Genomic DNA, 5,909 nt, shown 5'->3' with positions numbered 1-5,909 from the left:
CGCCGCGACGACGCGGAAGCGGAACTGAAGCGCCTCGAAGCGGAAGCGGCCGCCGGCGCGCAGCGGCGCGAAGAGGCGGAGCGCTGGCGCGCCGACGCCGCGGAAAAGCTGGCGCTCTTGAAGAAAAAACACGGCGAGCAGGCCGAACTGTGGGGCAAAGTCCACGACCTCGACCGCGAGATCGAAAGCCATGCGCTGCGCTGCCACGAGCAGGAGATCCGCATCGCCGAACTGGAAGCGTCGTTCGCCGCCGGCGACGCGCAGGACATCGCCGTGCTGGGCGAGCTGAACCAGATCAAGTTCGAAGCCGAAGCGATGGGCAAAAGCCTTGCCGGCGCGCGCGAGGAAAAAGAGCAGGCCATGGCCGCCATGTACCGCGCCGACCTCAGCATGCTCAGCGCCCGCCTCGAAGAGGGCAAACCCTGCCCGCTTTGCGGCGCCGTCCATCATCCCGCGCCGTACCAGCGCAGCGTGCTTCAGGAAGAGGAACTGCTGCTCCACCAGAGCGCCGAAAAAGCGGCGCGCAAAGTGACCGATCTGGAGCGCAAGCTCGCTTCGATGCAGGAGAAAATCACCACCCTGCAGATGGAGCACAAGCGCCTTTCCACGCTGGGGCAGACGGCGCAGCGTTCGCTCCAGGACGCGCGCGAAACGCTGTCCCGCGGACGGGAAAATCTGGAATCGCGCCAGCGGGCGCGGCGCGAGCTGTTCGGCGAACGCCGTCCCGAGGCGGAAGCCGCGAAGCTGAAAGAAAAACTTGCCGCCGCCGAGAGCTCGTTGGCCGAGGCGGAATCCCGCCGCCATCAAAGCGCCCTCGACGCCGCCCGTACCGAGACCGAACTGGCAGGCGTGCGCGAAGATCTGGCGGAGCTGGAAGGCGAGATTGCCGCAGCGCAGGCGCAGTTTGCCGAGAGATTGAAGCGCCTCGGCTTTGCGGAAGAATCCGCGTGGCAGACGGCCGCGCTTTCCGAAGAGGAGATCGCCGCTCTGCGCGCGTGCAGCGAAGAGCTGTGGCGGCGCGAAGAATCGCTGCGTTCGCAGGCGCTGCTGCTCGACGAGGAAGAGCGCGCGCTCGGCGACGCGCCCGAACGCGCCGCCGCCGACTTGAAAATTGCGCTCGAAGCGTGCGGCACGGAGCTGACCGAGCTGCTCAAGAACCGCGGCGCCGACGAACAGACGCTGCGCCACGACGATGAATGCCGCCGGCGGCTGGGCGAACTGCGGCAGGCCGAAGCGCGCCGGCGGAAAGTCTACGAACTCTGGAGCGACCTCAACGACCGGATCGGCTCCGCTTCCGGCGACCAGTTCAGCCGCTACGTACAGGGCCTCACCTTCCGCCGCCTCGTGCGGGCCGCCAACGCGCAGCTGGCGCAGCTTTCCGAGCGTTACCGCCTCAAGGTGGCGGCCGACGACGCGCTGCGCCTCGACGTCGTCGACCTCTGGCAGGGCGGCGAAGTGCGCACCTCGCGCAACCTCTCCGGCGGCGAGAGCTTCATCGTCAGCCTGGCGCTGGCTCTGGCCCTGTCGCACGGCATGAGGGAAGTGAAAGTGGACTCGCTGTTCCTCGACGAGGGCTTCGGCACGCTCGACGAAGAAACGCTCGAGACCGTGCTCGACTGCCTGAACCGCCTGCGCGAGAGCGGCAAGCTCGTCGGCGTCATCTCGCACGTGAAGACGCTGCGCGAACGTATCGACGCGCATCTCACGCTCACGCCCGGCCCCGGCGGCCACAGCCTGCTGAGCGGTCCCGGCTGCTCGCGGCTGGGCTGACTCTTGACCGACGGCGGCCGGAGGAGTATGATTCTTTTCGCACCATCACAATCGAACTTCAGGGCAGGGTGAAAGTCCCTACCGGCGGTAAAGCCCGCGAGCCGCAAGGCATGATTCGGTGAGATTCCGAAGCCGACAGTACAGTCTGGATGAAAGAAGCGAGTTCCGCCGTTGTCCCGGGATCCCGGCTCTGAAATGCCATTGCGCGTTTCAGAGCCTTTTTTGTTGAGAAAACGACGGCCCTGAAAATTCCATAGGGAGGAACCTGTCATGATCCAGTACGACACCGTTGAAGAAGCCGTCGCCGAGCTGCGCGCCGGCAGAATCGTCCTCGTCGCCGACGACGAGGACCGCGAGGACGAGGGCGACATGATCTGCGCCGCCCAGTTCGCCAGCACCGAAAACGTCAACTTCATGGCCCGCTTCGCGCGCGGGCTGATCTGCATGCCCATGAGCGCGGCATACGCGAAGCGGCTCGGCCTGCCGCAGATGGTCGAGAGCAACACCGACAACCATTGCACGGCATTTACCGTCTCCATCGACCACGTTTCCACGCGCACCGGCATCTCCGCCGTCGAGCGCGGCGTCACCGCCCGCGCCTGCGTGGCCGACGGCGCAAAACCGGAAGATTTCCGCCGCCCCGGGCACATGTTCCCGCTGGCGGCCCGGCCGAACGGCGTGCTCGAACGCAACGGTCACACCGAAGCGACGGTGGATCTGCTGCGCCTCGCCGGGCTGAAAGAGTGCGGGCTTTGCTGCGAAGTGATGCGCGACGACGGCGAGATGATGCGCGCCCCCGAACTGGCGGAGAAGGCGAAAGAGTGGGGGCTGAAATTCGTCACCATCCGCGCCGTCCAGGAATACCGCAAGCGCCATGAAACGTTCGTCGAGCGCGTGGCGACGACGAAGATGCCCACCAGGTACGGCTTTTTTACGGCCTACGGCTACCGCAACCGCCTCAACGGCGAGCATCACGTGGCGCTTGTCATGGGCGACCTGGGCGACGGGCGCGACGTGCTCTGCCGCGTCCACTCCGAGTGCCTGACCGGCGACACCTTCGGCTCGCTGCGCTGCGACTGCGGCCAGCAGTTTGCCGCCGCCATGACGCAGGTCGCCGCCGAAGGGCGCGGCGTTCTGCTTTATCTGCGCCAGGAAGGCCGCGGCATCGGCCTGCTTAACAAGTTGCGCGCCTACGCGCTCCAGGACCGCGGCCTGGATACCGTCGAGGCGAACCTGGCTCTCGGCTTCGAAGAAGACCAGCGCGAATATTACATTGGCGCGCAGATTCTGCGCGACCTCGGCGTGCGTACGCTGCGCCTGCTCACCAACAACCCGAAGAAGATCGAAGGGCTGGCGGATTTCGGCCTCGAGATCGCCGAACGCGTCCCCATCCAGATGCCCGCCACCGCCAACGACCTGTTCTATCTTCAGACCAAAGAGCACAAGATGGGGCATCTCGTCTCCTATTAGCCCGCCGTTTCTTCGCGGGACGCCGCGGACGCGCAACGAAAAATGCGTGATGATCGACCTGATCATCACGCATTTTTCATCTCAATAATATTGGAAAACGGCATCGGTTTTATTTTCCGTCGTCTTTCTGGCGAAATATGTCGGCAGCGACGGTCTCCTCAGCGGCGTAGTCGTTGACGTCGTCGTCCGCCGGGGGGACGGGCTGCTGAGGCTGCGGCGGGACGGCGGAAGTTTCCGGCGCGGGCGGGGTCCCGGGCGCTTCCTCTTGGGGAGCGCGCAGGGCCTCGAAACGGCTTTTTGCCTTCGCGGCCCAATCCTTGGCGCCGAGCGTCATTTTATCTTTCCAGCCGCGAAGTTTTTCGCCCAGCGGCGCGCTCTCGCCGGATTGCTCTCCCTCGCCGGCGCAGACGAACTGTTTCGCCTTGGCGCAAGCGCGCCGTGCCGCGTCTTTGGCTTTGGCGGCGACGCCGTCGGCGAACTGGCGGAACGTGGCGGCGTTTCCTTCGTCGCGGCCGGGGCGTTCGGAGTGGTCGCGGTGCAGGGTGCTCTTGGCGTCCGCGGCGATTTTTCTGGTCTTTTCAGAGAGCTCGCTGCGCATGCTTTTGAATCGGTCGGCCGCTTTTTCGGAGAGGGCTTTCAGCTTCTCTTCGGTGCCGAGCGTTCCAGCGGCTTCGCGGGCGGCGCGGCGCTCTTCGCGTCTGGCGTCGGCCTTTTCCTTGAGAGCGCCCAGACGCTCGCCGGCGTTCCGGGCGGCTTTCTTCAGGCCCGTCGCGGCGCCCGAGGCCGCTTTGCCGAGGCGCTCGCCGGCGCTTTTGCCTTTCCGTGAAAGTCCCTGTATGGCGCTGGACGCGCTCTGGCTCAGTTTGTCTTTCGCGTTCTCGAAGGCGCCCGAGTCTTTGAGGTCTTTCAGTTTTTCTGCGGCGCCGCGCCCGACCGAGACGATGCCCTTGCCGGTCGCGCGGGCGACTTTGCCGAAGGCGCTGAAGGAGGTTCCGGCAGCGATGCCGATGGCCTTGAAAAGCCTGCCGGTTTTTGGAAATCTGTTTTCGACGCTGCGGCGCAGGGCGCGGGCCCCCTCGGCGACGCCGCAGAACGCCGTGCCGAACCCTTCGGCGGCCGCTCCGGCGGCAATGCGTCCCATCTCGCGGTTCTTCTCGCTGGCAAGGCGCAGCGCGCCGCTCTTCAGGACTTCTTTCGCCTTGTTCGCCGCCGCGGAGATCTTTTGCGGAGCGACATTCTGTTCATCGCGGCCCATTGTTTCGCACGACGCCTCTTCCCCTTCGAAGTCGACGACGATCTTCTCTTTTTTGCCGGCTTGAGCCTGGGCGCTGCGCTCGGCTGCGTCGGGCAGGGCGCTTTTGATCAGGTGCCCGATCGCGGCGAACGACTGGGCGGCCGAACGTTTGCCCAGCTGATCTACGGGAACGGGCTGCCCCTCGGCGACGGGGGCGCTTTTTTGGAACTTCTCGGCGACGTGGTGAAGGCCGTTTTTGATGGCGCTCATTTCCTCGTCGAAATCGTTGGGCGCGAGTTTCCGCAGTCCATGAGGCCGTGTTTTTCCCTTTTTGAGATCCTCTCGGTCGACTGACATCTGCATGTACCTCCTGCTTTTTCGCTGGAAAACGGCCGGCGTGAGCCGGGCTGTCTGTCTTCATGCGGTGATTTTGGCGCTGTATGCGCAACTGTCTCAACCATATATTTAAACTTGAAAACGGAGAAAAATCAACTGGCAAAGCTCATGAAATCATATTTTTTTGCAGGATCTTTGTGATAAGATGATTTTATCTTTCTGTCGGAGCGGGGTGTTTTTCATGAAAAAAGCTCTTCTGCGGTGCAAAACCTGCGGCGCCGAGTACGGCGCGGAGCGGGCGCCGTTTCGCTGCGCCTGCGGCGAACCGCTCGATCTGGCGTGGGACGGTTTCGGCATCGACGCGAACGAAAGATGCCAGTCGCGCCGCTACGCGGCGTTCTATCCGTTCGAGGCGGGCGAGTGGCGCTCGCTGGGCGAGGGCGGCACGCCGCTCGTGAAGCTCGAGGCGCTGGCCAAAGAGCTCGGCCTGGCCGAGGTGGCGGTCAAAAACGAGAGCGCCAACCCCACGTGGTCGTTCAAGGACCGCGGCACGGCCTCGTGCATCGCTCACGCGCGGGCGCTCGGCTATGCGAAAGTCGGCACGGTCTCTTCGGGCAACATGGCGGCTTCGGTGGCGGCGTACGCCGCGGCGGCGGGCATGGAAGCCTTTATCCTCGTCAAGGGCAACGTCGCCGACGAGAAGCTGGCGCCGATCGCCATCTACGGCCCGCATCTGCTGCGCGTCGCCGGCCCGTACGAAGAATTGTACCGCGAAAGCCTGCGCCTCGGCGCCGAGCGCGGCATCTACTTCATGAACTCCGACGTGCCGTTCCGCGTCGCCGGCTCGCGCACGATCGCCTACGAGATCGCCGAGGATCGCGGCTTCCGCGTCCCCGACTGGGTGATCGTGCCGGTGAGCGCGGGCGGCAACCTGCGCGGCATCGTCAACGGCTTCGAGGATCTGCGGCGCGCGGGGCTGACCGACCGCCTGCCGCGGTTCATCTGCGCGCAGACGGCCAGCGTCGCGCCCGTCGCTTCGGCTTTCGCCGCCGGATCGGCGCGGATCAGCCGCTTTCCCGACAACGAGACGATCGCCCAC

4 protein-coding genes and 1 riboswitch are annotated in these 5,909 nt (G+C 65.1%); of the genes, 3 read left to right on the top strand and 1 reads right to left on the bottom strand.

Going from position 1 to position 5,909, the window contains the following annotated elements:
- Both HMPREF7215_RS00950 and HMPREF7215_RS00945 read left to right on the top strand, forming a co-directional pair.
- On the top strand, positions 1 to 1,770 hold a 1,770-nt coding region (locus tag HMPREF7215_RS00950), incomplete at its 5' end, for an SbcC/MukB-like Walker B domain-containing protein (protein WP_009163689.1).
- A 50-nt stretch (positions 1,771 to 1,820) separates the two neighbouring features.
- Positions 1,821 to 1,935: riboswitch (FMN riboswitch) on the top strand.
- 105 nt (positions 1,936 to 2,040) lie between these two features.
- Complete coding sequence (locus tag HMPREF7215_RS00945; RefSeq protein ID WP_009163688.1) at positions 2,041 to 3,240, top strand: bifunctional 3,4-dihydroxy-2-butanone-4-phosphate synthase/GTP cyclohydrolase II; 1,200 nt, start codon at positions 2,041 to 2,043, stop codon at positions 3,238 to 3,240.
- A gap of 109 nt (positions 3,241 to 3,349) precedes the next feature.
- On the opposite strand, the gene HMPREF7215_RS00940 is transcribed toward HMPREF7215_RS00945, so the two are convergent.
- Positions 3,350 to 4,831: a hypothetical protein gene (locus tag HMPREF7215_RS00940; RefSeq protein WP_009163687.1), complete on the bottom strand. Its 1,482-nt coding sequence runs from the start codon at positions 4,829 to 4,831 to the stop codon at positions 3,350 to 3,352.
- A gap of 220 nt (positions 4,832 to 5,051) precedes the next feature.
- Here HMPREF7215_RS00940 and HMPREF7215_RS00935 point away from each other — a divergent pair.
- Positions 5,052 to 5,909: pyridoxal-phosphate dependent enzyme (locus HMPREF7215_RS00935; RefSeq protein WP_040550006.1), on the top strand; the 858-nt coding region annotated here is incomplete at its 3' end.

Origin of the sequence: Pyramidobacter piscolens W5455, assembly GCF_000177335.1 — a bacterium.
GTDB lineage: Bacteria > Synergistota > Synergistia > Synergistales > Dethiosulfovibrionaceae > Pyramidobacter > Pyramidobacter piscolens.
Note: the sequence above shows the minus strand (reverse complement) of the source record. Positions and strands in the feature narration are given on the sequence as shown.